27 protein-coding genes are annotated in these 25,026 nt (G+C 40.0%); 11 read left to right on the forward strand and 16 right to left on the reverse strand.

Annotation, left to right across the window (positions count from 1 at the left end; all coding sequences use genetic code 11):
* Positions 1–307: 307 nt before the first annotated feature.
* Positions 308–1,285 carry a phosphate acetyltransferase gene (pta, locus tag BN1609_RS04805; RefSeq protein ID WP_088810498.1) on the reverse strand — a complete coding sequence of 326 codons (978 nt, stop codon included), beginning with the start codon at positions 1,283–1,285 and terminating at the stop codon, positions 308–310.
* A gap of 285 nt (positions 1,286–1,570) precedes the next feature.
* On the opposite strand from pta, the gene BN1609_RS04810 reads away from it, so the two are divergent.
* From BN1609_RS04810 to BN1609_RS14060, 3 genes are read left to right on the forward strand one after another with little or no spacing between them, the layout of a single operon-like run.
* Positions 1,571–1,801, forward strand: coding sequence for a FeoA family protein (locus BN1609_RS04810; protein ID WP_088810499.1), 231 nt, complete (start codon positions 1,571–1,573; stop codon positions 1,799–1,801).
* Positions 1,794–3,782, forward strand: a complete 1,989-nt coding sequence (feoB, locus tag BN1609_RS04815) for a ferrous iron transport protein B (protein WP_088810500.1) — start codon at positions 1,794–1,796, stop codon at positions 3,780–3,782. Before BN1609_RS04810 ends, feoB begins: the two co-directional genes overlap by 8 nt.
* Positions 3,783–3,801: 19 nt before the next feature.
* Complete coding sequence (locus BN1609_RS14060) at positions 3,802–3,963, forward strand: FeoB-associated Cys-rich membrane protein (protein WP_088815722.1); 162 nt, start codon at positions 3,802–3,804, stop codon at positions 3,961–3,963.
* Positions 3,964–4,055: 92 nt separating this feature from the next.
* On the opposite strand, the gene BN1609_RS04825 is transcribed toward BN1609_RS14060, so the two are convergent.
* From BN1609_RS04825 to BN1609_RS04835, 3 genes are read right to left on the reverse strand one after another with little or no spacing between them, the layout of a single operon-like run.
* Entirely contained in the window at positions 4,056–5,129 is a 1,074-nt protein-coding gene (locus tag BN1609_RS04825) for a low specificity L-threonine aldolase (RefSeq protein WP_088810501.1), read from the reverse strand.
* Positions 5,130–5,156: 27 nt separating this feature from the next.
* Complete coding sequence (locus tag BN1609_RS04830; protein WP_088810502.1) at positions 5,157–5,570, reverse strand: hypothetical protein; 414 nt, start codon at positions 5,568–5,570, stop codon at positions 5,157–5,159.
* Positions 5,571–5,586: 16 nt separating this feature from the next.
* Positions 5,587–5,823 carry a helix-turn-helix domain-containing protein gene (locus BN1609_RS04835; protein WP_088810616.1) on the reverse strand — a complete coding sequence of 79 codons (237 nt, stop codon included), beginning with the start codon at positions 5,821–5,823 and terminating at the stop codon, positions 5,587–5,589.
* Between the two features lie 125 nt (positions 5,824–5,948).
* Between BN1609_RS04835 and BN1609_RS04840 the strand changes: the two genes are divergently transcribed.
* The 3 genes from BN1609_RS04840 (at position 5,949) to hemQ (ending at position 8,561) form a co-directional block, all read left to right on the forward strand.
* Positions 5,949–6,680 carry an NADPH-dependent oxidoreductase gene (locus BN1609_RS04840; protein WP_088810503.1) on the forward strand — a complete coding sequence of 244 codons (732 nt, stop codon included), beginning with the start codon at positions 5,949–5,951 and terminating at the stop codon, positions 6,678–6,680.
* A 63-nt stretch (positions 6,681–6,743) separates the two neighbouring features.
* On the forward strand, positions 6,744–7,691 hold the full coding sequence (manA, locus tag BN1609_RS04845) for a mannose-6-phosphate isomerase, class I (protein ID WP_088825416.1): 948 nt from the start codon (positions 6,744–6,746) through the stop codon (positions 7,689–7,691).
* A 114-nt stretch (positions 7,692–7,805) separates the two neighbouring features.
* The gene (hemQ, locus tag BN1609_RS04850; RefSeq protein WP_088840563.1) at positions 7,806–8,561 is read left to right on the forward strand and encodes a hydrogen peroxide-dependent heme synthase; all 756 of its coding nucleotides are present in this window, start codon (positions 7,806–7,808) and stop codon (positions 8,559–8,561) included.
* Between the two features lie 84 nt (positions 8,562–8,645).
* Here hemQ and BN1609_RS04855 read toward each other — a convergent pair whose 3' ends face one another.
* From BN1609_RS04855 to BN1609_RS04865, 3 genes are all read right to left on the reverse strand, one after another.
* Positions 8,646–11,063 carry a lectin like domain-containing protein gene (locus BN1609_RS04855; protein ID WP_159458324.1) on the reverse strand — a complete coding sequence of 806 codons (2,418 nt, stop codon included), beginning with the start codon at positions 11,061–11,063 and terminating at the stop codon, positions 8,646–8,648.
* A gap of 215 nt (positions 11,064–11,278) precedes the next feature.
* Positions 11,279–12,274, reverse strand: coding sequence for an aldo/keto reductase (locus BN1609_RS04860; protein ID WP_088810507.1), 996 nt, complete (start codon positions 12,272–12,274; stop codon positions 11,279–11,281).
* Between the two features lie 83 nt (positions 12,275–12,357).
* Entirely contained in the window at positions 12,358–12,750 is a 393-nt protein-coding gene (locus BN1609_RS04865) for a MerR family transcriptional regulator (protein WP_088810508.1), read from the reverse strand.
* 312 nt (positions 12,751–13,062) lie between these two features.
* Here BN1609_RS04865 and BN1609_RS04870 point away from each other — a divergent pair, with 312 nt between their 5' ends.
* Entirely contained in the window at positions 13,063–16,068 is a 3,006-nt protein-coding gene (locus BN1609_RS04870) for an Ig-like domain-containing protein (RefSeq protein WP_088840565.1), read from the forward strand.
* Positions 16,069–16,184: 116 nt separating this feature from the next.
* Positions 16,185–16,316 (forward strand): DUF2004 domain-containing protein, encoded by a 132-nt coding sequence (locus tag BN1609_RS14170; protein ID WP_117612571.1) that lies wholly within the window; start codon positions 16,185–16,187, stop codon positions 16,314–16,316.
* A 71-nt stretch (positions 16,317–16,387) separates the two neighbouring features.
* On the opposite strand, the gene BN1609_RS04875 is transcribed toward BN1609_RS14170, so the two are convergent.
* The 7 genes from BN1609_RS04875 to BN1609_RS04905 all read right to left on the reverse strand — a co-directional run bounded on the left by BN1609_RS04875 (position 16,388) and on the right by BN1609_RS04905 (position 20,654).
* On the reverse strand, positions 16,388–16,654 hold the full coding sequence (locus BN1609_RS04875) for a hypothetical protein (RefSeq protein WP_088810509.1): 267 nt from the start codon (positions 16,652–16,654) through the stop codon (positions 16,388–16,390).
* Positions 16,655–16,658: 4 nt separating this feature from the next.
* Positions 16,659–17,027, reverse strand: a complete 369-nt coding sequence (locus BN1609_RS04880) for a hypothetical protein (RefSeq protein WP_088840566.1) — start codon at positions 17,025–17,027, stop codon at positions 16,659–16,661.
* Positions 17,028–17,031: 4 nt separating this feature from the next.
* Positions 17,032–18,297, reverse strand: coding sequence for a hypothetical protein (locus BN1609_RS04885; protein WP_088810511.1), 1,266 nt, complete (start codon positions 18,295–18,297; stop codon positions 17,032–17,034).
* A 1-nt stretch (position 18,298) separates the two neighbouring features.
* Positions 18,299–18,700: a DUF1310 family protein gene (locus BN1609_RS04890; RefSeq protein ID WP_088840567.1), complete on the reverse strand. Its 402-nt coding sequence runs from the start codon at positions 18,698–18,700 to the stop codon at positions 18,299–18,301.
* A 724-nt stretch (positions 18,701–19,424) separates the two neighbouring features.
* Positions 19,425–19,808, reverse strand: coding sequence for a DUF423 domain-containing protein (locus BN1609_RS04895; protein WP_088815523.1), 384 nt, complete (start codon positions 19,806–19,808; stop codon positions 19,425–19,427).
* 12 nt (positions 19,809–19,820) lie between these two features.
* On the reverse strand, positions 19,821–20,093 hold the full coding sequence (locus BN1609_RS04900; protein ID WP_088815723.1) for a YwdI family protein: 273 nt from the start codon (positions 20,091–20,093) through the stop codon (positions 19,821–19,823).
* Positions 20,094–20,096: 3 nt separating this feature from the next.
* Positions 20,097–20,654, reverse strand: coding sequence for a maltose acetyltransferase domain-containing protein (locus BN1609_RS04905; protein WP_088840568.1), 558 nt, complete (start codon positions 20,652–20,654; stop codon positions 20,097–20,099).
* A 153-nt stretch (positions 20,655–20,807) separates the two neighbouring features.
* Here BN1609_RS04905 and BN1609_RS04910 point away from each other — a divergent pair, with 153 nt between their 5' ends.
* The 3 genes from BN1609_RS04910 to BN1609_RS04920 all read left to right on the forward strand — a co-directional run bounded on the left by BN1609_RS04910 (position 20,808) and on the right by BN1609_RS04920 (position 23,230).
* Positions 20,808–21,674 carry a Cof-type HAD-IIB family hydrolase gene (locus BN1609_RS04910; RefSeq protein WP_088815525.1) on the forward strand — a complete coding sequence of 289 codons (867 nt, stop codon included), beginning with the start codon at positions 20,808–20,810 and terminating at the stop codon, positions 21,672–21,674.
* A gap of 17 nt (positions 21,675–21,691) precedes the next feature.
* Positions 21,692–22,507, forward strand: a complete 816-nt coding sequence (pdxK, locus tag BN1609_RS04915; protein ID WP_088810516.1) for a pyridoxine/pyridoxal/pyridoxamine kinase — start codon at positions 21,692–21,694, stop codon at positions 22,505–22,507.
* Between the two features lie 159 nt (positions 22,508–22,666).
* Positions 22,667–23,230, forward strand: coding sequence for a DUF420 domain-containing protein (locus BN1609_RS04920; protein ID WP_088810517.1), 564 nt, complete (start codon positions 22,667–22,669; stop codon positions 23,228–23,230).
* A gap of 32 nt (positions 23,231–23,262) precedes the next feature.
* Here the strand turns inward: BN1609_RS04920 and BN1609_RS04925 are convergent, their stop codons facing one another.
* Both BN1609_RS04925 and BN1609_RS04930 read right to left on the reverse strand, forming a co-directional pair.
* Positions 23,263–24,165, reverse strand: a complete 903-nt coding sequence (locus BN1609_RS04925) for an alpha/beta hydrolase (RefSeq protein WP_088840569.1) — start codon at positions 24,163–24,165, stop codon at positions 23,263–23,265.
* 78 nt (positions 24,166–24,243) lie between these two features.
* Positions 24,244–24,972: a metallophosphoesterase gene (locus tag BN1609_RS04930; RefSeq protein ID WP_088810519.1), complete on the reverse strand. Its 729-nt coding sequence runs from the start codon at positions 24,970–24,972 to the stop codon at positions 24,244–24,246.
* Between the last annotated feature and the right edge of the window lie 54 nt (positions 24,973–25,026).

A 25,026-nucleotide genomic window follows, 5' to 3' on the forward strand; every position in this document is an offset into this window, starting at 1 on the left:
AAGCTAGAAAGGCACACTTCACTATGCTCGATATGTCTTTCTGCAAAATTCATAATTTAAATTTCGTTTTCCTCCTTCCAGTTTCGCACTCATTCATATTAGCACCTAAAAAATAGTTAAGTTGGATATAAAAACTGTTTTTTTTCTATGTTTTTTGTAATTTTTGTGACAATTTACAAAAAACGAGCAAGTTTAGTATCAAATCCACAAAATAAACGATTGCAAAAAAAAGGTTCTATGCTTGATTTTCAAAGCATAGAACCTTTTAATTAATTTTACTTCTCTTTTTTTCATTTTGACTTAATGTTTATTTACTAACTGCTTGAGCTGCCGTAATAAGTGCAAGATTGTAAACATCTTGTGTGTTACAACCACGAGATAGGTCGTTCACCGGTGCATTTAGTCCTTGTAGAACGGGACCTACTGCCTCAAATTTTCCTAAGCGTTGCGCAATTTTATATCCAATATTTCCCGCTTCTAAACTTGGAAAGATGAATACATTGGCATCGCCTTTAATAACGGATTCAGGAGCCTTTTGCGCAGCAACCGATGGTACGAACGCTGCATCAAATTGGAATTCACCATCAAGTGTCAATTCTGGCGCATTTTCCTTCGCTAGTTTAGTTGCTTCTGCAACTTTTTCAGTTTCCTCAGACTTTGCCGATCCTTTTGTCGAAAAGCTGAGCATGGCAATGCGCGGCTTGATACCAAAAATTTGTGCAGTTTCTGCACTTACAATGGCATTTTCTGCTAAGTCAGCAGCTGTTGGTGCGATATTAATGGCGACATCGCTAAATAGGTAACGTTCCGCATCACGCACCATAATCATCGCACCAGCTACTTTCGAAATACCAGGTTTTGTTTTAATAATTTGAAGTGCCGGGCGAACTGTATCCCCTGTTGAATGAATGGCACCACTTACTAAACCATCTGCATTTCCAGTGTATACAAGCATCGTTCCAAAATAGTTTGGATCTTGTAGCAACTTACGCGCGTCTTCTTCTGTTGCTTTTCCTTTACGACGTTCGACAAAGGCTGCCACGAGTTCATCAAATAATGGATCCGTTTCTGGTGTTTTCACTTCGATTCCGTCGACTGAAACACCAGCATTTTTTGCAGCTTTTTCAATTTCTGCTTTTTGGCCTAATAAAATAGGAGTAATCGCACCTTCTTCGGCAAGGCGTGCTGCTGCTCCAACAATTCGCTCATCTTTTCCTTCTGGAAGGACAATACGAACTCCTTTTCCAGCAACTTGTTCTTTAATACTTCTCAATAAATCGCTCATTTCCTTTTATTCCTCCAATTTCACACAAATTCATTTTCTTTTCTTATCATACTATAAAATGTATGAAGTTAACAGGAAAAGCCATAAAAAAACGGATTTTTGCGTCATTTATCTGTACTACAATTTTTTCTAAACTGTATGAATTCTAGAGAGTTATTTTTACACTAAATATCGCTTTCTTTATATTTTTTTTAAACAACCATTTACTTTTTGAGATATTGTGATAAAATGAACTTAATTGATAATGATTCTCAAACTCATTTTGAACGATGGGAGGAACGATGCATGCGACTCAATGAACTTTCAACCGGCGAACGCGGTAAAATTTCTGCTTTAAATGTTTCCAGCTCTATGCTCAAAAGACGTCTGCTGGCGCTTGGTTGCATGGAAGGCTGCGAACTATGTATGAAACAAAAAGGCTTTTTAGGCGGTCCTTGCACAATTGAAACAAAAGGACAGTACATTAGTATTCGAAGTTGTGATGCTTGCGAAATCGTGGTGGAACGAAATGGCTAATACATATTGTTTACTCGGAAACCCTAATACTGGTAAAACATCGCTTTTTAATGCGCTGACTGGTTCATACGAATACGTCGGCAATTGGAGTGGCGTGACTGTTGAAAAGAAAGTCGGCACATTAAAAGCGGAAAAAGGTAAGCTCATTGATTTACCGGGCATATACGATATTCATCCTATCTCGCGTGACGAAACTGTTGTAACGCGTTTTTTAATAGAAGAAAAATTTGATTCGATGTTAAATATTGTTGATGCAGCGCAAATTGAGCGGAATTTAAATTTAACGATTGAATTGCTCGAATTTGGGGCGCCTGTCGTAATGGGACTCAATATGGTCGATGTGGCGCTAGGCCGTGGGATCAAAATTGACATTCCGAAACTGGCGAGGGCGCTCAAAATACCGGTTTTGCCCGTCATCGCACGCTCCGGCAAAGGGACAGAAGAAATTCTTGCCACACTGACCGACGAAAAAGCCACGCGAAATCATTCGCTAAAGCTACCTTACGCAAAACCAATCGAACGGGCCATTCAAGACCTTTCTGCTCTTTTGGAAAACACGGCTCCGCGTAAGCATTTGCGCTTTTTCGCGCTCCAATTTCTCACTGCCAATCCTGTGACCGAAAAGCATATTCAAGATGAGCCTTTTTATTCGGCGGCCGTACAGATTCGTGAGGAAACGGCGATGAAACTTACACGCAGCATTGAAAGTGAGATATTCGAAACTAGACGTGCTTTTATCCAAGATATTTGTGTGGAAGCGGTCACCTACACGGGAACTAACGTGCCACTTTCAGATAAGCTTGACCAAATTGTGACCCATCGTTTTTTCGGCATTCCCATTTTCCTTGGTATCATGTGGCTGATTTTTCAAATTACATTTACATGGGTTGGCGTGCCGCTCTCTGATTTGCTTGACGGGTTTTTCAGCGGTCCACTAACAGATTTCACCACGCAATTTTTGGCGTCCTTGGGTACAAGTCATTTTTTAATTGATTTAATCACAAACGGTATTATTGCGGGTGTTGGCGGTGTGCTCGTGTTCGTTCCGCAAATTTTGGTGATTTTCTTCTTTATTTCGCTGCTTGAAGATTCTGGCTATATGGCGCGGATTGCGGTTGTGATGGACCGGATTATGGAAATGTTTGGGCTAAACGGCAAAGCCTTCATTCCGATGATCATTGGCTTTGGCTGCAACGTTCCAGGCATCATGGCGGCTCGCTCCATCGAAGAATCCAAAGAACGTACATTGACGATTTTGATTACGCCATTTATGTCGTGCTCTGCGAGACTTCCCGTCTATGCGCTATTTGTCGGTGTTTTCTTTGCGCAGTATCAAGCGCTCGTTGTGCTCTCGCTTTACGTCATTGGCATTGTGATGGCGCTTCTCATGACTAAAATTTTATCCAAAACGCTACTTAAAAACGATAATTCGGTTTTTGTCGTTGAACTGCCACCGTATCGTTTCCCTTCATTCAAAACGCTATGGCGCAGCACATGGGAAAAAGGCAAAGGTTTTTTGAAAAAAGCAGGCACGTTTATTTTTGCTGGTTCGGTCATCATTTGGTTGCTCAATTACGCTGGCCCAGGCGGGTTTGATGTTCCGATGGGCGAAAGCTTTCTCGCTATGATTGGCGGCTTTTTAGCGCCTCTTTTGGTTCCCCTCGGTTTTGGCACTTGGCAAGCCGGCGCAACTTTAATTCCGGGGTTTTTAGCTAAAGAAGTAGTGGTTTCAACGATGGCGATTATTTATTCAGTTGGAGAAGACAGCCTTGGGAGCGTTGTTAGCGCATTTTACACTCCGCTTTCTGCCTACTGTTTCATGTTGTTCATCTTGCTTTATGTCCCCTGCCTTGCGACTGTTGCGGCCATTCGGAAGGAAACGGCGTCATGGAAATGGACTGCATTCGCAACGCTCTATCCGCTATTAACTGCCTACGTAATTGTTCTTCTTGTGTATCAAATTGGAAATCTATTTATTTAAGAAAGGGCTTGAATGTGCTATGGCTATTTTTGTTAATCTTTTGCTTGGTGGACTTATATTCGGTTATACGATTTTTGCCCTTGTTCGCTTCACAAAAAAGAGCAGACAAGGAAAATGTGCAGCTTGTGAGCTTGAGAAAACATGCGAGTCTGAAAATGAGCTACCCACACATCTAAAATAATTTTTTCTATGAGAAAATGCTAAAAAGCAACACTTTTTCCCCTTTGAACTTGGAGAGAAAGGTTGCTTTTTTTTGTAAAATTTAAAATATGATTAGCGAAGTTCGGAAAACAATTCGTCCAGCTGGTCATTTGGGATTTCCAAATAGGCGTCACCTATCGGGATTTCAAACGTGCATGTGTGACTTCCTTTTTCAAGCAAATAGCCGGTCACACCAATATCGGTTTTGGACTGGGCAATCGCAATTCGCTTCGCCACATCTGCTAGCGGCGCATCAAATTGCACGTGGAACATGTTTGAAACAGGGATTTCTGGAATGGTTTTCACATCTGTAAGCGCATTGAAACGAGCGGCAAGCTCCTTCGCTTTTTCAAAATACAGCGCCATTTTAGTTTTGCGTTTTTCAAAATAGTAATCGGCCGATAAAATGTACGGGTACAAACTGATTAGATCCCCACCGTAACGCCGTTTCCATGCTTTAGCTTGCTTGAGAAAATCAGTTGGGCCAGCTAAAATTGCGCCGGCAATGCCGCCTATGCCCTTATAAAAGGAAATGTACACGGTATCAAACAGCGCACAAATTTCGCTCGCTTCTTTTTGGTAAAAAGGCAATACTTCAAAAAGGCGTGCACCATCTAAATGTAACGCAATGCCGTTTTGTTTGCAGTATTCGGAAATTTGAACGAGTTCTTCAAAACTTGGTAGTTGCCCGCCAATTTCCCTTTGAGGAAGCTCGAGTAAAACGCAGGCTACTTTTTCACCCAAAGTTTGAATGTCTTCAAGTGTTGGTACGCGGTCTTGTTCGCAAAGTAGCGCGGTTTCAATATTGTGAAGCTTTTTCAAGCCGTCTGCCTCATGGATTTCCAGATGAGCGAGCGGGTGATAGGCAACGCGCGGTATGTTTTTTTCATCCGCCCAAATTCTAAGCGCAATTTGCTGTGCCATCGTACCGCTTGGGAAGAAAACTGCTTGTTCCAGACCTAAAACCCCTGCCATTTTTTCTTCAAAATTTGAAATCAACGAACCTGTACCGTAAATATCGCTCGCAGTTTCCCCGTCCACATTTGCGATGACTTCTTTTAAAACGGAGATGTCGCGTGGCCCATTATTCGCTAATTTAAAAGTTGTTTCCTGATAAGTTTCTTTTAAATAATCTGGTTTTTCCACTTCCAGCCCTCCTTTTAAAATTCAATTTTATTCAAAAAACTGCAAAGTGTAGCCATCAATTGTTTCTACTTGGCAGAGCTTTGTTTCAAAATCGGCGGCAGCGTGTAAGGTGACTTTCTCCCAGCCACTGTTTATGACGTGAGCGTGCAGTTTTTCGATGCCTTGCACTTTCATGAAAGCGACGGTACCGCCTTTTGGTTCGCCGTATAAAAGATGGAAGCCAGTAAATGGTGCGATATGTAGGCTTTCAAATTCACGCGGGAGGTCAAACGCACAGCCATATGTGCCGCTTCCATTTTCGTCGCGCTCATCAATTTCGCAGTACCAACCGAGTGTTTTGGTGAACCAAGCGATGGTTTCATCCATGTTGGCGGTGTAGTAAACAGGACCGGTTTCCTTTACTACAAACCCTCTTTCTTTAAATTTATTCCAATCTTCCATGGTTTCATCCCCTTTTTTAATGTTCATACGGGCGATATTTTTTGCGTAATTCGGTCTGGTTTGCCAAGCGAGTTTCGATATCTATTCGGTGGAACAGTAGGACATTTCCTTTGCGAATGTGCGGAATAATGTTGCGTTTCGCAAGAGACTGTATGGCTTGCTTCGTTACGCCTAAAAATTTAGCGGATTCTTCTGAAGTTAAAAATGTTTCTTCTAAAAACAGCCGATCTTGTTCTTGTTTGCTTATTTCCAAGACGTTCACACCCTTTCTCTCTTCTAGTGTAGAAAAAATTGGCATTTTTTTCAAGTATAGCGTTAACATTTCGCTTGAAGAAAGCTATACTTGAAGAAGAAATTGATTTTGGAGGAGGATTTAATTTGAATAAAGTCATTGAGCAAATGTTAAGCCACCGTTCGATTCGCAAGTACATACCTGGAAAAAGTATTCCTGAGACCGATTTAGATTTAATTATCCGCGCGGCTCAAAGTGCACCATCTTGGATTAATGGGCAACAATATTCCATTGTCGGGGTAAAAGACGCTGCACGTAAACAAAAGTTAGCGGAGCTGACGAAAAATCCATATGTGGCGGAATGCTCCATTTTTCTTGTATTTGTTGGGGATTTTCATCGTGCCAATTTGGCGAGCGCGAAATATCAGACGGCATTTAATGCGAAAAGCGACGAAGACTTACTGCTTGTTGCCGCAACTGACGTTGGTTTAGCTTGTCAAAATGCGCTAACGGCGGCTGAAAGTCTTGGCTACGGGACGGTTTGTATTGGTGGAATTAGACGTGAGTTTACGGAGGTCTCCGAATTTCTTGGGCTACCTGAAATGGTGATTCCAATTGTTGGGCTTTGTGTGGGCTATCCGGATACCGAATCCGTAATCCGACCTCGTTTACCTAAAGAAGCTGTTTATTTTGAAGAAACCTACCAAACAGACACTTTACCGCTGCTTGAAAAATATGATGTAACGATTATTCCTTATTCCGAACGTGAAGGTTCTATTGGCTATACGGAACGCATTGCTAAATTTTATGCGCAACCTTATTTTACCGGCATTCCAGAAGGGTTGAAAAAACAAGGATTTTTAGGCGGAAATAAGTAGCATTTAACTTTTAATTGGTATATACTTTTGTAGAGATTACATATTTAACCGAGGAGGTTCACGATGAAAGAGGCTTTATTTTTAAACCCTGTTTTTCAAGACCGCATTTGGGGCGGCACAAAACTGCACGATTACTTCGGATATGATATTCCGTCTGACAAGACTGGCGAGGACTGGGCTATTTCTGCGCACCCGAATGGTCCATCCACTGTCAAAAATGGCGAGTTTGCTGGGAAAACACTCATCCAACTATGGACAGAACATCCGGAACTTTTTGGAAATCCGAAAGACCCAGTTTTCCCCCTACTAACAAAGATTTTGGATGCAAATTCGGATTTATCCGTGCAAGTTCACCCGGACGACGCGTATGCGAAAGTGCATGAAAACGGCGAGCTTGGAAAGACGGAATGTTGGTATATTATTGATTGCGCGGAAGGCGCGGAGCTGATTTACGGGCACCATGCGAAGTCTAAAGATGAATTTGTGAAAATGGTTGCGGACGGCGAGTGGGACAAGTTGCTACGCAAGGTGAAAATCGCGCCGGGCGAGTTTTACTATGTTCCAAGTGGGACGATTCACGCGCTTGGCACTGGCACGCTAGTTCTTGAAACGCAACAAAGTTCGGATACAACTTACCGTGTGTACGATTATGATCGTAAAGATGCGGACGGCAACACGCGCGAGCTTCATCTAGAAAAAGCCATCGACGTCACAAAAATTCCGCATCACGATGCATTACTTGATATTCAGGTTGAAAAACGAGACGGAGTAACCGTTACGACTTTTGTGTCAAACGACTTTTTCAGCGTTTACAAATGGGAAATTGACGGCACTGCGAGATTTGATGCGACGGCGCCATATACGCTTGTAAGCATTTTAGACGGCGCTGCTGCGCTTACCATTGACGGGGCTGAAACGCCTGTTAAAAAAGGCGACCACTTTATTTTGCCAAATGCAATCAATTCGTGGGCGCTAACTGGGTCAGCCACAGCAATTGTATCGACACCTTAACACTTCAAGCGGCTGGAATTTATTCCAGCCGCTTTTTTCTAAAACAGAAAAAAAGACTTTCGAATTTGGCTATGATACACTTATTTTAGTGACATAAGAAAGGTGTGAAACCTAATGAATGAAGCAGTAAAAACATTAGATGGCTGGTACTCTTTACATGATTTCAGGGCGGTAGATTGGACGTCTTGGCGAGAAACTTCTACGGCTGACCGCGAACGGATTTTAACGGAATTTAGCACATTTTTAGCGAATTTAGAAGTGACAAAAAACATTGGATCTGGCGAACAAACGCTGTATACGATTTTAGGGCAAAAAGCTGATTTTGTATTTTTTGTTCTTCGGGAAACTTTAGAAGAATTAAATGCGGTGGAAAACGAATTCAATAAGCTCGCGATTGCGGATTATTTAGTCCCTACATATTCCTATATTTCAGTTGTGGAGTTAAGCAATTATTTAGCCTCACATATGGCGGGTGACGAGGATCCGTATCAAAACAAACATGTCCGCGCCCGGCTTTATCCAAAATTACCGAACAAAAAACATATTTGCTTTTATCCGATGAATAAAAAACGCGATGGTGCGGATAATTGGTACATGCTCCCAATGAATGAGCGCCAACAACTTATTCGCGATCACGGTCAGATTGGCCGCAGTTACGCTGGAAAAGTGAGCCAAATTATTGGCGGATCCATCGGCCTTGACGATTACGAATGGGGCGTCACTTTGTTTGCGGACGATGCACTTGACTTTAAGCGAATTGTCACGGAAATGCGCTTTGACGAAACAAGTGCACGTTACGGCGAGTTTGGCGCATTCTTCATTGGGAATTTATTGCCGCATGAAGAGATTGAAAGATTTTTTATGATTTAATAAAAGAAGCAAAAATCAGGCGAACAAGCCATTTTCCATGGTTATCACCTGATTTTGCTTCTTTTTTTGTTCATTATAATTTATTTATTTTTGTGGCGCGATAAAATTTGTGACTGTATCAGAATCATAAAAATAACGATTTAATTTTACATTTTTACTTAAATCCAGTTCCGTTAAAAGATTCCGATGCAAATAAAGTTCATAGAGTTCCACATTATTCCGCAAATCAATTTTAGTTAGCTTATTGTACTCTAGATATAGGAATTTCAATTTAAGATTTTGACTAAGATTTATCGAAGAAAGATTGGCATTGTTTAAATGTAGCGTCCTAAGATTAGGCAATCTTGATAAATCAAGTGAGCTGAGTGAAGGGGTACGTTGCACATCTAAGAAGTCCAGTTTAGGCAGGTATGGTAACGTCAGTGAATAAACTGGGTTCCCTCCCATACTAATCCCTCTTAATTCGGTATTATTGCTCACATTAATAGTCGTCAACTTGTTATTATGAATCCAAAGATTACTCAATTTAGTATTTTTACTAACGTCTAGATTGCTTAACTGATTTCCGCCAGCAACAATATATGTTAAGTTCGTATTCTTACTAACATCCAACTGTTGGAGCTTATTATAACTTAAGGAAAGATAATCAAGCGCTGTGTTCTGGCTTAAATCAAGATTTGTCAATTGATTCTTATACAAATTAATTCGAACTAATTTTTTATTCTGCCTTAAATCAAGTGTAGAAAAATTATTATTTCCCAAATCTAAATAGGTTAAATTTAGATTCTTACTGAGATCAATTTTTTCAAGTTTTTCAGTTCCCCCATAAAAGATTAAGTGAGTTAGATTATTTAATCTTTCAATCCCTGTAGCATCGGAAACTTTATCATCTACACGTAGTTGCGTAATTTTACCAGCATCCTCCGTAGTAAAATTATCTTCTACAGATTTATTCAACTGCCGAGCAATTTCATTTGCTAAATCCGCATCTAAAAAGACATCTTTAATTTTTTCTTGGGTATTGTTTGTAGTTGTATAGACGTTTGTGTAAAAATTACGAGCTATTTTGTCATCCCAAATAATCGGTGAAGAAGCTTCATACCAGCGCATACTCGCTTGATTAGTGGAGATTGAGAAGAAACTTGTTCCAGATTTCACAGAATTACGCGGATAACTTACTTCTTCGTGATTGGACATCGGGATTGGCAATGTTGAAACTCCACTTGGTAGCGAAAACTTAATCACAACCGCATACTTATCATTACTTGTGATTGGTACAGGTTCACTTAATTTAATTGTTTCAAAACCAGCGTCTGCCTTTACTCCTCTTGCAACAAGCTTTAAGTTAGTGAATGATTTATCCGAACTGTTTGGATTAATATAAATTTCGTACGGTGTATCATATTGAAGTGTATTAATCGCAATCGCTTCAATGGATTCTTTTGAATCATTAGGTGCATCAAAAACATTGGCAATGTACGTATCCGTTGTTGAAGTATACCAACCGGTCAGTGCAAATTCTGCCATAGCAACCATATTATCGTAGTTCTGGCTCGTTTCCATTTGTTTTGCACCGTACATAACAGAAGTTAAGATATAAGCATCTTCATAAGACACATAGTAGTAACCTTTATCCCCCCAATTGGTTCCCCAGCTATTTCTAACAATAAAGGCCCCATTATTTTGAGGTCTAACATTTGACTTGAAATTTTCTTTACTATAATTATCATCATATCCAACAATTAAAGTAGAATGATCAATGGTAGTATAGTCACTTTTAGGTACATATACTGCGCTTGTTGTACTATTTATATACTCTTGAAGATATTGCCCATCCGCCTTCCACTGGTATGTGAGTCCACCATTTTTCACAAGATGTTCTTTAATTCTTTTCACCTTTTGATTTTGCTCTTCAACACTTGCTGTTACATAAAGTCCTCCAATCAGATTTATTCCTTGTTGATGAATAAGTGGCTTTTCAGATAAAACATTTAAAGAAGGTAAATACGATGCATTCGTATTATATGGCATTTTATTTTCAGAAACTGGTAGCTCCCAATTCATCGCTTCGTAGAGAGCCATAGTCTCAAATCCTCCACCGCCTAAAGTACGATTATATGCTTTTGGGTTATTTCCAATTATTCCGTCTGCATCTTTTGCCGAATAGTAGTCCGTATAAAGTTCAGAAAGGTCATAGGGTACGCCAAACTGTTTTAAAGCAGCCGTTTCAATAGAAGCATTTGAAGAGAACGACCAACAAATGTTTCTTGTTTGCTGATCTTTAACTGATGTGTCTCCTCCAGTTAAACGAGGATCATACTTAGTCGGTAAAGGCGTTGACCTAAGTAGTTGTTTTGGTTTAGGTTGCTCATAAACCCCTATTGGATCTTTTAATGATCCTGTTGGATATTCCCTCGCATCAACTTGGTTTCCTGGCAATAACAAAAATAAACTTGCAAAAATAAAACTAATTCCCGCTAACAAACGTAAAAACTTTTTCATAGTCTCCTCCTTAATTGTATTTTCCATGTTGTTTCTGTCTCTTTTTCTCCCTTTCCATATTATTCTGCCAAAAGAATACTTCAAGCAGTCAATTTACATTATAATATAAAAAATAAAATTCTGAAAGTTATTTTATAAACAAATCTGATTTTTATGCAAAAATGCGAGATTCTAAACACTGAACCTCGCACATTACTATTTATAAAATTATTTGTCTATTTTTGATTTGGAAGCGCCCCAACAACTGGATGAGGTATATAATGTTCCTCTAAAAATGCCATATCTTCTGATGTTAGTTTTAAATCTAGCGCCAAAACAGCACTTTCTAAATGCCGTTCTTTTTGTGCGCCCACAATTGGTGCGGTGATTTCTGGTTTATTCAGCAACCATGCTAACGCAATTTGGTCGCGCGAAACCGCGTATTTATTCGCCAGTTCGGCGACGCGCTCAATAATTCCGATGTCCGCTTCCATCATGCCATCATATTTAGAACTTTGAATCGTATCAGTCGCTGAACGCTCCGTTTTTTCGGAAACATCACGCGTAAGGCGACCAGATGCTAGCGGACTATACGGCGTTAGCGCTATGTTTTCATCTTCACAAAATGGAATCATTTCCCGCTCTTCCTCACGATAAATTAAATTGTAATGATTTTGCATGGATACAAATTTAGTCCAGCCGTTTCTTTCTGCGATGCGTTGTGCTTTTTGGAATTGCCATGCGTACATGGCACTGGCGCCAATATAGCGGGCCTTTCCAGCCTTCACGACATCATGCAAAGCTTCCATCGTTTCTTCGACAGGCGTAAATTGGTCGAAACGATGAATAATATAAAGATCAACATAATCGGTTTCTAGCCGTTTTAGGCTATGGTCGATTTCAGTTAGGATTTCTTTGCGAGAAAGTCCACCACTATTTGGTTGCCCCGGGCGCATGGTTTGATGCACTTTTGTCGCGAGAACAACATCGTCGCGATTTGCAAAATCTTTCAGTGCACGCCCAACAATTTTTTCGCTTTCCCCAAAAGAGTAAATGTTTGCCGTATCAAAAAAGTTGATGCCGAGGTCGAGCGCTTTTTTGATGATTTGGCGGCTATCCGTCTCACCAAGCACCCATTTGTGAATCCACTTCTCTGCATCACCAAAGCCCATTGTACCTAGACAAATTTTTGATACGTCCATACCAGTATTACCAAATTTCACATACTCCATTTCGACTCCTCCTTTACTCCCCTATCATAAAGCTTGAAGTGAACTCTAAGTCAAGCGTTTTTGTAAAAAAAATAAACAAAATTTCAAACCCTATTTACTTCAAAGCTCCGCAATTTGTTTTCCGCAGCTCGCACATGTCCATAATTTTCTAATTTAAACTGCAAACGGCTTATCGCCTCTTGAAGTTCCGCGGCTTTCGCTTCTAGTTTTTCTTTTTGCTCTTGGATTAAAGCTATTCTCGCGTCAACCGTCGAATCACCTTGCCGGAATAACGATAAATACTCTACCAATGACTCAATCGACAAACCAGCTCTCCGCATCTGCCGACTAAAGACAATCCAACGAATGTCGTCCTCATCAAATTCTCGTATTCCATTACCATTCCGCTTCACCGGCGCAATCAAACCAATTTTTTCGTAGTACCGAATTGTGTCCGCTGAAACACCTGTCACTTCACTTACTTTCTTAATATTCATCGGCTCATCTCCTTCTCCCATTTAGTTTATCGCATTTGCTCCCAGTTTCGTCAACTGATAGCAATTATACCTATAAAAGTTATTTTTTTATCAAAACAACGACGTAAAAGATAATTATTATAATGTTTTTAAAATATTCTAAAAAATGTATTTTATAATACTTTAAACTATGTTATGCTATAAATGTAAATTTCTTCTTAATATCAGCGTTTTAAATTAAACTATTCCTTCAATTCGCCTTAAATATTAATGGTTTTTCAGAAACATTTGTTTCTTTAAGACATAAAAAATTTGCACAGGGGAGTGCTGAAAATGGAAAGAAGAACAAAAAAGAGAGTTTCATTTTGGCTTATCTTGATATTACTACTCTCAATGATAATCCAACCAGCAATACCAGAAACACACGCTTCAGCAGTAACGGGAAAATATTTAAATCAAGGCAACACCATTGAAGACATCGTCACAAAGTGGAATGCTTGGAAGACCCCTACGTCAACAAATAGTCCATATTTAACTGCACCAAGCTTTGTAGCACCATACAATCAGCAAGGAGTCCTGACACAACAAACATTGCAAAATGGCATCAATATGACTAACTTTAGTCGTTATTTAGCTGGCGTCCCTAGCAATGTTACACTAGATGCCACATTAAACGATCAAGCACAAGCTGGAGCTTATCTTTTAAGTGTGAATAATTCAGGACTTAATCACCGACCAGATAATGAAAAAGGGATGGCTGAAGCTTCATATGAAAAAGGAAAAGCAGCCACCAGTAGTTCAAATTTAAGTACAGGTAGTAACAATGACACGGTCGCTGGTCTATCAGTGATAAGTTACATGAAAGAAGGAGAAAGCAATCTTGCTACAATGGGGCATCGCCGCTGGATTCTTAACCCGAAATTGGGAAAAGTTGGTTTTGGAGCAGCAACTAGTCAAACCAATGTGACCTACTCAGCGATGAAAGTATTTGATACATCTAATACTACCGCCCAAAAAGATTTTGTATCTTGGCCGTCTGCTGGTTATTTCCCAGTAGAAATGTTTGACAATCTCCAAAGTAATCGTGGTCAAGCATGGACCATTTCACTAGACCAAAATATTTATGGAGCTAATTACTCTGATAGTGTAGAAGTAAGTATGACCAATAAGAAGACAGGTGTTGTCACTAGATTCTACAATGGCATGTCAGCTGGTACAAATGGCAAACACTTCGCAATCGAGAAAGCCAACTATGGTACACCATATTGCATCATTTTCCGTCCTGAGCAATCAGTTATTAATGTGGGAGATGAGTATCAAGTTACTATCTCTGGACTTAAAAATCCGAGTGGAGTAGCAAAACCTAATATTTCATATGATACGGCTTTCTTTTCAGCAGAAAATCCGAACAAAACAAGAGCGCAGTATCAAGTAACCGCCGAAGTGGATAAACCAGTTATTACTACTTCATCTTATGTGACATATAAAGTCACTGTAAAGGATCCAGATGGGCGAGTCATTCCCAATGCAGAAATACGCTTTGATGCAGAACAAGTAGGTTACTTCTACCGAGTTTATACAAATGATTCGGGTATCGCAACACTCTCGCTTAATGTATCTGATACAAAAATACAAGGCTTTAAGGTGCTGGCCTCAACAAATGATAATTATATCTTTGATAACTACCTAGGGAATATAACTGTCACGAAAGGAACTGCAGTTACAGGAGTATCAGTTTCCCCAACCACTTCAGCTATCAACGTTGGGAGTTCTACTCAGCTATCGGCGACTGTTCTACCTAGTAATGCAACAAACAAAAACGTCACATGGCAAAGTAGCAATGCGGCTATCGCATCTGTTGATTCAAACGGACGAGTTACGGCTATTAAACCTGGGACTGCTACAATCACAGTCACGACAGCAGACGGGAATAAAACAGCAACAGCATTAATTACAGTTAACCCAATTGCTGTAACAGGTGTCAGCCTTTTACCAACGTCAAGTACGATTAATGAAGGCAGTTCAGTACAATTAGCAGCAACTGTTTCCCCTAGTAATGCATCAAACAAAAATATCACATGGCGAAGTAGTGATACAACAGTTGCCACTGTAGACGCAACTGGTCGAGTAACTGGTATTAAGTCTGGGACTGCAGTCATTACGGTCACGACAAATGATGGGAGTAAGACGGCTACTGCGACGATTACTGTTCAAAACCCGAGTGTCATTCCAACGAGTGTCACGATTTCTCGGACGGGGTATTCATTTGAAGTAGGTGACTCCTATCAAGTTCAAGCCTCAGTCAAACCGGACAATGCAACCAATAAATCGGTTACTTGGGCTAGTTCAAATCCAAATGTGGCCTCGGTAGACAGTAGTGGCGTTGTCAGAGTACTTTCTCCTGGGACATACCAAATTTATGCAACGACAAATTCTGGCGGGGTAAGAAGTAACACTCTAAGCGGACAGGCTTATCCAAGACTTCAGCGGTTCGACATCAGTCAAACTAACGTTGTTTTAGAACGGGGGCAATCGGTTACGGTGAATGTCACACCTTATCCGGAAGGTGCTCAAGCAATGGGAAGTTTAAACAATAGTAATCCCTCTGCTGCTAGTGCGCAAATGGTAACTAATAATCAAGTTGTGATTCATGGGCTAAGTGTGGGGACAACAGCGGTAAAAGCATATGCTTTGGATTATAGTGAGCGTGGAACTATTAACGTTACGGTTGTTGATAATAAAGTTAACCCAACAAAGATTAGCTTAAAAGCGATTGGTAAAAACAGATGTGAGCTTGTTGGGGATTCTTATCAACTGGAAGCGACAATCGAGCCTAGTAATGCGACTGAGAGAAACATTAGTTGGACGAGTTCAAACCCTAGTGTTGCTTCAGTTGACCAAAATGGCCGTGTTACATTACTTTCAGCTGGAAGTTACACAATTTACGCAACTTCAACAGCTAACCGTTCTGTTTCTACTTCCTTCCAATCAACGGCTTATTTGCCAACAGAACGCTATGATTTAAGCAGAAATAATCTTGTTTTGAGGGTTGGAGACGTGGTTGAACTACAAGCAAATCCGTACCCTGCTGGTGCTGCTAACCTAGGGTCGATTGGTAATATTGATTTATCGATTGCAGAAGTTTTATTTACGGGGGCTAATAAATTTAAGATTTTTGCGCTAGGCGCGGGAACTGTAGAGATGAAGATTTATACGTGTGAGGGGCTCGTAAAAGAAACGATTCATGTAACTGTGCTTCCTGCTAATAATCTTTATATCAGTCCGTTTGACGGTGCTTCAAATTCTTTCCCGGGGCTAGATAATCAAATAAAGCAATAATCAACTTCTATTTTAATATGGTGTAATCCTATTAAAATAGAAGCGATGACAATGATAACCCTTAGTACACAACTACTTGGAACTCTCTCTTTTGAAGAAAAGGAAGGTTTGTCTGAATTGCGCCAGATTCAGAAAATGAGATTGACGCTACTCTTGATCTCATACTTCCCGGAGATGTTTCAGACGAGCTTCTAGTTGTGAGGTTTAAACGAAATATGGATATTTATGATATTTCGCATGAAAGTTAATTCTAAAAGCCGTATTCCCTTGTGGAATACGGTTTTTAACATAAAAAAAGCGGTCGCTCCCCGCCAACGCTTCAAATATCGTTACATTTATTTCTAGTGTTTTCTAGTGCTTTTTGTGCTGCTTTGAACCAATTACCTTTAATAGCACTTTTAAGTTTCTCTATATGTTTCTTGTCATTATTTTTAAAGGTTTCCGTCTTTTCTTTTTCCGCTTCTTTCGTCAACTGTTCCCGATTTTCAGCCGATGCAACTGCGTGACTTGCTATAAAGGTAGTAATAAGTGATTTCTCTAGTTTCTTTCTCGCATCGCCTAACATGTCCCCGATTGAGTTGCTCATGTTGTCATTCCTCGCTTTCTCTGTCTATCTTCATTAAATTATCTTTAAAGCATCCTATATCTTTTCTATACTGTGCTTCTATATCTTCCCGTTGTGCCTCAATCTTCTCTAATTCCTCACGCATCATATGAATAGCTTCATCATGTGTACGAGTTATCATATTGTATCCGTGTGAAAGCGGGGGAATCGTTTCGGGGGCATAGTTTGAAATCATAAAACGTAAACGTTCGGCTTTTACATCTAGCGTTTTTAAAAATTGATTGCCAGCATGTCGCATGTCTTCTTCTACTGCTTCTAATCGCCTCATTTGTCGCTTGTAATCGTCTTCTATATCGTCTATACGTTGCATGATTGTCCTTTTTGATAATTCCAAAGTCTCATCCCTCCGCGATTTTCCGCGCTAATTCTCGATCTTTTTCTAGCACTTCATTAATTGCCTGTTGAATTTGATTAATTATATCATTATAATCCTGTTCGATTTCTTTGAGTTTCCCTAGCTTTTTAGTACGTTTTGCGATTGGCTTAAGCTTTATTTTTGCCTCTGTTGCCCCACCGTCCGAAAGCGCGCCGATAATTTCAGTTTCTGATAGTGAGTCCCCTAAGCTTCTAGCATCCGAGTGCGTTTTCTGCCAAAGTTCACTTGCGTTTTCCATATCTTTTTTGTATAGTTTTTCCAGTTCCTCACACATTTGCTTTGCTTCCATTTGCATTGTTCCAACACGGATAAACGCTTCTGATGCTTCAAGGTACTTTTCTTCTGATGATGACAAGTCGCCACCAGCTCCTAATTTTTTCTTTAGTTTTGCAAGATTTTTCAGACCTTCCGCTTGAAGTATTGCGGCTTTTTTTCTGTTCCCTGCTTTGGTTAGTTTTAAATTTCCATTTTTGTCAAATTGATAACCGCCCCACATATGTTGCTTGCCCATATCCCCTACATCTTTTCCATCTACAAATAACACATTTCCTATTGTAGGTTTATTCTCCCCGTAACCTAGCGCAATCAAGTCAAGTTGATCGGTATAGATGAATCCTTTGTTAGAAGCTGTGAAAGCGTCTGCTATTTTCTTTTGGTCGGCATTTAGAAGATTATAAACATTAGGACATTGATAAAGATATGCACCTGTTATTCTTTTAAGTTGCTTCTTGCTTAGGTTTGCGACTGCGTATTGTCCGTTCATTCCACCAAGTGAATGTCCATATATATTAATTTTTGCATTCGGATAAGTTTCAAGCGTTTTTTTCAAAGTATTCGCTGAACTTTTTAACTGTGGGGTACCTCCCCCTTTTCCCACTAAAACCATTGCTGCTGCAGGAACATCATTCTGCAACCAATCCGCTGCAAAGTCGTTATTCACTTCAGGTGCGCCCCACGATAGTTCATTAGGGGCAGTGGAGCCGCGGTATAAAACAGTTACTTCTTTAACTTTCTCACGTTCTGAGAGCGAGGAATTGGCTGTTACTTTATTTTTCCCATTAGTAACTATGTATGTTTGTTCGCCTGTTGCTTTGTTGTTCACTTTTTCTGAAAGTGTACCTATTTTTCTTCCCCCGTCGATTTTTATAGGCTTTCCAACGTCCATATTTTTATTATACTGCTGTTTTGCAATCTGAACTCGGTTCTTTTCTGTGAGCATAGTTGCCATTTCAATTCCCTTCTTTCTCTAAAAGCCTTTCTAGTTTTTCAGAGGTTCCACCCGCATCATCGCTTAATTCACCTCTATCACTATCTTTGCTTAATATAATATCGATTACTAAGTCGCTGTCGTTGTTAATGATTAAGTTAACCATTATCCCCCCCATAGGATTTTCTTCTATACTACTATCATCAATTTTGTATGTGTATATAACTCCTTCACTTGTAAAAGCTTTAGGATCATTATACATTATTGTTTTTTTATAAACTTTTTCCGCTTCTTTACTATGTACAATTTCCATCATTTCCGCTTCTTCGTTGTTATTCATATGTTTATCAACTCCCATTTTTATACCGATTACAATAGCGATTAATAGTACTATACTTATAATAATTATTGACGTTTTTTTCATTCTACCCCTCCTTTTACTCGACTAAAAAGTCTCTCCGGACATACTATTTATCTTACCAAATACGTCGATGCAGCTAAACAGTTACTTGTTCAAGGACAATCCGCAGCCTATTCATTCTACCATGTGAACGATTATAAATACTTGCATTGAACATGATTTTAATGAAACTACAGCGCTTTAGTTAGATTCCATTCATAAAAACGTCTCTTGTTAAACCACAAGAGACGTTTTTCGAATTCAAACAATCAGCATAAAAGTTGAAAACCAAAGTTCTGTTGGTTAATGTATTGCATACTTGTATCATAAGTTTTCACGGAATCTCGGGCTCTACGAAGAGTCATCCTGATTTTTCTAAAATAAAACCCTCTCCAATATTATGTATTTTTCTTACTATTTCAATATACCATACACTATTTTTAGAAGCTATTGATAGCTCATTGTACTCACTTATTTTTCTACCAACTCTAGGACAACCACTCCATCCTCAAAAAATCAGCAAAAAAAGACGCCATAGGCTTAGACAAGCCGCATAGCGCCACAAAAAGGGAGTTTAAGGTAAGAAAGGATAACTTATCACTAAAAAGGGAGAAAAAGTAAATAAGTTATCGTTGCTTATGCTAATTAAATACCCCGCAAAAATAGAAATAATCCTCTTTTTTTAAATGTTTATATTAAAATTTTATGACGAAAGACTTTTTTTTGAAATAAAATGTTGGTTTCCTTTTTAAAATGAATGGTAACCGGGACGCGATTTTGCAGCTGCGATGATAAAACAAAGCCAGCCGGAAATAAAACAAACGCCGCCAATTGGTGTGATGGCTCCTAAAAACGTGATTTTAGTGATGCTCAAAACGTAAAGGCTGCCTGAAAATAAAATGATGCCTGCAGAAAATAGTATTATCGCGGCGCTAATAAGACGGCTGTTTAGTTTTTCTTGGACGACGCCGCAAATTAAAATCGCTACAGCGTGAAACATTTGATATTGAACGCCCGTTTCATACGTGGCCACGTGGCTGCCTAAAATATCCTTTAGCGCGTGCGCACCGAAAGCGCCAATCATGACGGCAAGCATCGCAAAAATGCCGCCCGTTATAAGACCTTTTTTCATCGTTCTCCCCCTTTAAAAATCAAACAGCGAATCACCATTCGCACCGTCTGACATATCGAGTTTTTTTCCTTGGTTTAAAGCCGGAGGGACAGCTGGTGTACTCTCGTGCGGAATGTGCGCCGCATCATTTTGGGGCGCGACATCCGTTTTAGTTTCAGAAAGAGCCAGTTCTGTGAGAATTTTCAATGTGTGCAGATGCGCGTTTTGTTCAGCGCCGCTTAGCTCCTTCGCCTGACGTAGCTCTTCCTCCATTTTTTGAAATAACGCCTGATCTGAAACGTTCACCATTTAAACTCCTTTGACTTCTTTAATAATGCCCGCTGGGTTGCCGCCGATGACAACATTGTCGCCGAAACTTTTTGTGACAACGGCGCCTGATGCGACAACGACGTTATTGCCAAGTGTCACGCCGGGATTAATAATCGCGCGTCCGCCAATCCAGGCGTTATTGCCGATTTTAACGGGCTTACCTAATTCGAGCCCACTATTTCGTTCGGTCGGTTCAAGAGGATGCGTCGCGGTATAAATGTGCACGCCAGGCGCGAGCATGCAATTATCACCAATATGTATTTCGCACACATCAAGCATGACGCAATCAAAATTCGCGAAGAAATTTTCGCCAAGATAAATATTTGAGCCGTAATCAACGCGGAGTGTCGGTTCTAAAAATACTTTTTCACCCGTTCCGCCGAATAGGCGTTTTAAAAGTTCAGTTCGCGCTGCTGCGTCTATTGTATCATTGATTTCGCGAATGAGTTTGCGTGCGCGTGCGCGACCATGCGCGAGTTCATAGTTGGACGGATCATACAATTCGCCCGCAAGCATTTTTTCAACTTCTTTTTTCAAATTCTAGCACCTCTTTCCACTATACTTCACGCTTTATTATAGCTAACTTTCACGGGGGACGCAAAATGTGGCGCTTTTTAAACAAGACAACTGCATTTTTCTTTAAAAAGTGCTATGCTAGAGGAAGTGAAAACACTAGGAGGATTCTTATTTATGATTAAAGTTATTGCTTCTGATATGGACGGTACGCTACTAAATTCCGACATACGTGTTACTGAGGAAAACGTAAAAGCGATTGAATTTGCAAGATCTAAAGGCATCCACTTTGTTTTATGTACGGGGCGGATGTACGATGATGCGATGTCGCTTATTCACAAAGCGAATTTGTACGCGCCGGCCATTTGTATGAACGGCGCAGAAGTGCGCGATGAACACGGTAAAATTTTGTTGCAACATACGCTCGACAAAGATATTTCGAGAAAAACATTTCAAATTCTTTCTGATTTAGGAATGTACACGGAATTGTTTACTGATATCGGGCCGATTTCGACAAACAAAGAGCAAGGTAAAGAATTTTTGATTGAAATGTATCGCAAAATGCATCCTGACAAGCCCGTTCAATCGATTAGCGAACAAATTGAGGAGCGCTTTCAAGCGAAAGACGTTCATGAAATTACGGATGTCAATCGGGTTTTTGAAAACGAGGAGATGAACATCTTGAAATTCATTTCGTTCTCGCCAAACCCTGATATTTTAACTCGAGCAAAAAAAGAACTAAGTGTGTCGAATGAACTTGCGATTACTTCTTCTTTTTCTGACAACATTGAAATCACGAATCGCGCGGCCCAAAAAGGCATTTCGTTACAATATTATGTGGAGCGCCTCGGCGTTTCGCTTGAAGAAACATTTGCGATTGGCGACAATATGAACGACCTTTCGATGATTAAAATGGCAGGTTACAGTGTGGCGATGGGCAACGCAGAGCCGGAAGTCAAGAAACGCGCCAAATATGAAACCACCACCAATGATGAGCACGGGGTTGCGGAAGCCATTTATAAAATGCTCGAAGCAAATGATTAATTTTGGAGGAATTTAAAATGACGATTAAAAAAACTTTAACTATTGCTGGTTCTGATTCTAGCGGCGGCGCTGGTATCCAAGCTGATTTAAAGACATTTGAAGAATATGGAACTTTTGGATTTTCTGCACTCACAACGATTGTGACGATGGATCCAGATAACAACTGGTCACACGGTGTGACACCTATTGATGCTAAGCTTGTGCGGGAGCAGCTCAAAACGATTTTATCGGGTGGTCCTGTTGATGCAATGAAAACGGGGATGCTAGGCTCGGTGGACATTATTAAAGCGACTCGCGAAGCCATTCTTGCACACGATTTAACCAATATTGTCATTGATCCGGTGATGGTTTGTAAGGGCGAGGACGAGCTTATTCAGCCGGAAAATGCGGCGGCGATTCGTGATTTATTGCTGCCGGTTGCGACAGTGACAACGCCAAACTTATTTGAAGCGGGGCAGCTTTCTGGTCTTGGAAAACTGAAAACGGTTGAGGATATGAAGGCGGCGGCTAAAAAAATTCATGAACTTGGTGTAAAATATGTGGTCATTAAAGGTGGCAAAGCGCTTGAGAGCGATAAAGCGATTGATTTAATGTACGACGGCAATGATTTTACGATTTATGAAGTGGAAAAAGTTAACACAAACTATAACCATGGTGCTGGTTGTACGTTTGCGGCGGCGATTACTGCTGGTCTTGCGAAAGGTTTGTCTGTTCCTGATGCGGTTGCTAAGGCAAAAGATTTTGTCACTGCTGCTATTCAAGGCGGATTTGCTTTGAACCAATTTATTGGCCCGGTTTGGCATGGTGCTTATAATAAAGCGGAAAATCGTTAAATTGTAAGGCTTAATTTCTATAGCTAAACGAAACGTAACAAGCAAAATAGACTGATGACAAATGGTGAAGATTGCCGTTTATCAACAGTCTATTGTTTTTTTATTTGACGTAATCATGTATAATGAATTTGAACTTATTTTAAGGGGGATTTATTTTACATGGAGCAAAATAAAGAGAAATTAACGCCTGCTGCAACGGATAAAAATTATTTTTGGCCAATTATGATTTTTTCTGCTGTGGCTGTCATTATTATTTTATTACTTTTCTTTTCACCAATTGGTTATCAAGGTGCCGTTCATTTTGACTTAACAATTTTCCCAAGAATGAATGCGATTTTTAATAGCTTCACTTTTGTCTTCTTAGTCATTGCACTTTGGGCAATCATTGTGAAGAAAAATATTAAATTGCATCGTGGCTTCATTTTAGCTGCTTTTACTTCAACGCTATTTTTCCTCGTTTCCTATTTAACATTCCATTTTCTTTCGGCTGAAACGAGTACATTTGGTGGGACTGGCTTTGTTCGCCCGATTTATTTCTTCATTCTTATTACGCATAGTTTTCTTGCTGCGGTTGTTGTGCCACTTGCGCTGTTCGCGCTTGTCTGGGGCTGGACGATGCAAGTTGACAAGCATAAGAAAATTGTTCGTTGGACGATGCCAATTTGGTTGTATGTTAGTTTAACTGGTGTTTTAGTGTACTTATTTATGGCGCCTTATTATTAAAATAAAGGACGTAGCCACTTGGCTACGTCCTTTTATTTTTCAACATTTGGAACGGTATCTAAGTTTGAACCGTTATCTTTTTCCATTCCGTCTGGTAAATCCCATAAAAATTGACTTAGCAACGCGTCTACTTCAAAGCTTTCATGTAAGCCGCTATGCGTCACATTTGTTCCAGAAATTAGGCGTTCTTGGTAATTCGCTTTTGGAAAAAAGTTTCTTGCATAAAACACACTATCCACTTGTACAAGTCCGTCTGTTCCTGTATGATTTTGATCTCCAGCAATGGCGAGCATTTGAATAGTTTTAGGAATCCTCGTTTTATTTTTTGCGAGGTTTTTAAGTGCATCTGATCCAGCTTTCAAATCATGGGCGGCTGGATCTTTTTGCAACTTAAAGTAGTCCGCCCTATCTATGCCATTAAAAGGCGTCGCAATCGCAATAAACTTTTGTGGCACGGGGTACGCGGCATCTACTGGCGTATTTTCAAGATAGCTTAAAATGGCAAGCCCTCCCATGGAATGGCCGACTAAATTGACTGTTTTAATATGCTCTTTTTCCCGAATGTATTTCATCGCATTTTGGAGCCATAACGTTTGCTTGGAAAGGCTCGCCCGGTTATCTTCAAATAAAATTTGTACCGCTGAATCGCCGTTTTTATATTGGCTATCCAGATGACCTCTTATCTTTAATTGACCGTTTGGCTTAATCATGATTTGCATGGCGATTTGTTTAGTCCGAGAGTCGCTTCCTATTCGATTTAATAAATGACCAAATGAGTTCGCCGTTCCTTTATAGCCATGCACAAAAACTGTTGGAATAATCGTTTCCTTCACTTTTGCTTCTTCTTGTTGTGTTTTTACATATATAACGCCGAAAATGGCGACTATAGAAACAAAAAACACGGCCAGCAAACTTATCACGGTTGCTTTCCGCATAAAGACACTTCCTTTTAACTAGAATGAGCCTATTGTAGCAAAATATATAGAAAACCGCTATCCATCAAACGATTCACTTTATTTTGTTTCAAAAGGCTCATTTTTTCCAACTCGATATAATTTCGTTACGGCGTGTTCTTCCACGACGATAGCATTCAAACTGCCGCCAAACACAGCTCCGCCATCAATTCCTAAGCGCGTTTGATCTTTTGAAATCCAAATATTACTCGAGCCATCACTATGTAAATTTTGAACGGGTGTATGTCCGAAAATAAATACTTTTCCTGTTCGGTTCTCGCCAAATAAAAACGGTTCACGAATCCAGTAGAACTGTTTTTCTGCCGTCTTATGCCAGTCGGGAATCGTTAAATCTACCCCCGCATGAACAAAAACGTACTGCTTTTCCTCATGGTATAAAGGGAGATCTTGAATAAACGCGATTAGCTCGCCTGACTCCTCCATGACGCGTTTGCTAAGCTCATCAGGTGTGATTTTTTCCTCGATATTTTCCCGTAGCAGTGATTGAATCGTCTCCATACCGCCTTGGCTAATGTAATACGCCATTTTTTCAGCTGGTTCTTTCAACCAATCAAGTAGCATTTTTTCATGATTGCCAGTTAAAACGATAACATCATGTTCTTCTGATAATTGCTTAACGAGCCTAAGGACTGCACCTGGGTTTTCACCGCGATCGATTAAATCCCCTACAAATAAAAGGCGTTCCTCTTCACGATTCCAGTTTTCAAGGATTTTCTCAAGCAAGCCTATTTCACCATGCACATCGCCAACAACAAAAATCGGTTTCATTCATGTTCACCTCTGTTTCAAACAAAAACGTCCGATTAGAAAGAAAAAGGACGT

The organism is Listeria sp. ILCC797 (assembly GCF_900186185.1).
In the GTDB taxonomy this organism is placed as follows: Bacteria; Bacillota; Bacilli; order Lactobacillales; family Listeriaceae; genus Listeria; species Listeria goaensis.

What these genes read in the sequence shown, in the direction of transcription:
- BN1609_RS04810 (WP_088810499.1), top strand. Translation starts at nt 1,571, where the DNA reads ATGCGACTCAATGAACTTTCAACCGGCGAACGCGGTAAAATTTCTGCT.
- BN1609_RS04910 (WP_088815525.1), top strand. Translation starts at nt 20,808, where the DNA reads ATGATTAAAGTTATTGCTTCTGATATGGACGGTACGCTACTAAATTCC.
- BN1609_RS04870 (WP_088840565.1), top strand. Translation starts at nt 13,063, where the DNA reads ATGGAAAGAAGAACAAAAAAGAGAGTTTCATTTTGGCTTATCTTGATA.
- BN1609_RS04920 (WP_088810517.1), top strand. Translation starts at nt 22,667, where the DNA reads ATGGAGCAAAATAAAGAGAAATTAACGCCTGCTGCAACGGATAAAAAT.
- BN1609_RS04855 (WP_159458324.1), bottom strand. Translation starts at nt 11,063, where the DNA reads ATGAAAAAGTTTTTACGTTTGTTAGCGGGAATTAGTTTTATTTTTGCA.
- BN1609_RS04875 (WP_088810509.1), bottom strand. Translation starts at nt 16,654, where the DNA reads ATGAGCAACTCAATCGGGGACATGTTAGGCGATGCGAGAAAGAAACTA.
- pdxK (WP_088810516.1), top strand. Translation starts at nt 21,692, where the DNA reads ATGACGATTAAAAAAACTTTAACTATTGCTGGTTCTGATTCTAGCGGC.
- BN1609_RS04930 (WP_088810519.1), bottom strand. Translation starts at nt 24,972, where the DNA reads ATGAAACCGATTTTTGTTGTTGGCGATGTGCATGGTGAAATAGGCTTG.
- BN1609_RS14060 (WP_088815722.1), top strand. Translation starts at nt 3,802, where the DNA reads ATGGCTATTTTTGTTAATCTTTTGCTTGGTGGACTTATATTCGGTTAT.
- BN1609_RS04865 (WP_088810508.1), bottom strand. Translation starts at nt 12,750, where the DNA reads ATGAATATTAAGAAAGTAAGTGAAGTGACAGGTGTTTCAGCGGACACA.
- BN1609_RS04925 (WP_088840569.1), bottom strand. Translation starts at nt 24,165, where the DNA reads ATGCGGAAAGCAACCGTGATAAGTTTGCTGGCCGTGTTTTTTGTTTCT.
- BN1609_RS04860 (WP_088810507.1), bottom strand. Translation starts at nt 12,274, where the DNA reads ATGGAGTATGTGAAATTTGGTAATACTGGTATGGACGTATCAAAAATT.
- hemQ (WP_088840563.1), top strand. Translation starts at nt 7,806, where the DNA reads ATGAATGAAGCAGTAAAAACATTAGATGGCTGGTACTCTTTACATGAT.
- pta (WP_088810498.1), bottom strand. Translation starts at nt 1,285, where the DNA reads ATGAGCGATTTATTGAGAAGTATTAAAGAACAAGTTGCTGGAAAAGGA.
- feoB (WP_088810500.1), top strand. Translation starts at nt 1,794, where the DNA reads ATGGCTAATACATATTGTTTACTCGGAAACCCTAATACTGGTAAAACA.
- BN1609_RS04890 (WP_088840567.1), bottom strand. Translation starts at nt 18,700, where the DNA reads ATGAAAAAAACGTCAATAATTATTATAAGTATAGTACTATTAATCGCT.
- BN1609_RS04830 (WP_088810502.1), bottom strand. Translation starts at nt 5,570, where the DNA reads ATGGAAGATTGGAATAAATTTAAAGAAAGAGGGTTTGTAGTAAAGGAA.
- manA (WP_088825416.1), top strand. Translation starts at nt 6,744, where the DNA reads ATGAAAGAGGCTTTATTTTTAAACCCTGTTTTTCAAGACCGCATTTGG.
- BN1609_RS04885 (WP_088810511.1), bottom strand. Translation starts at nt 18,297, where the DNA reads ATGGCAACTATGCTCACAGAAAAGAACCGAGTTCAGATTGCAAAACAG.
- BN1609_RS04895 (WP_088815523.1), bottom strand. Translation starts at nt 19,808, where the DNA reads ATGAAAAAAGGTCTTATAACGGGCGGCATTTTTGCGATGCTTGCCGTC.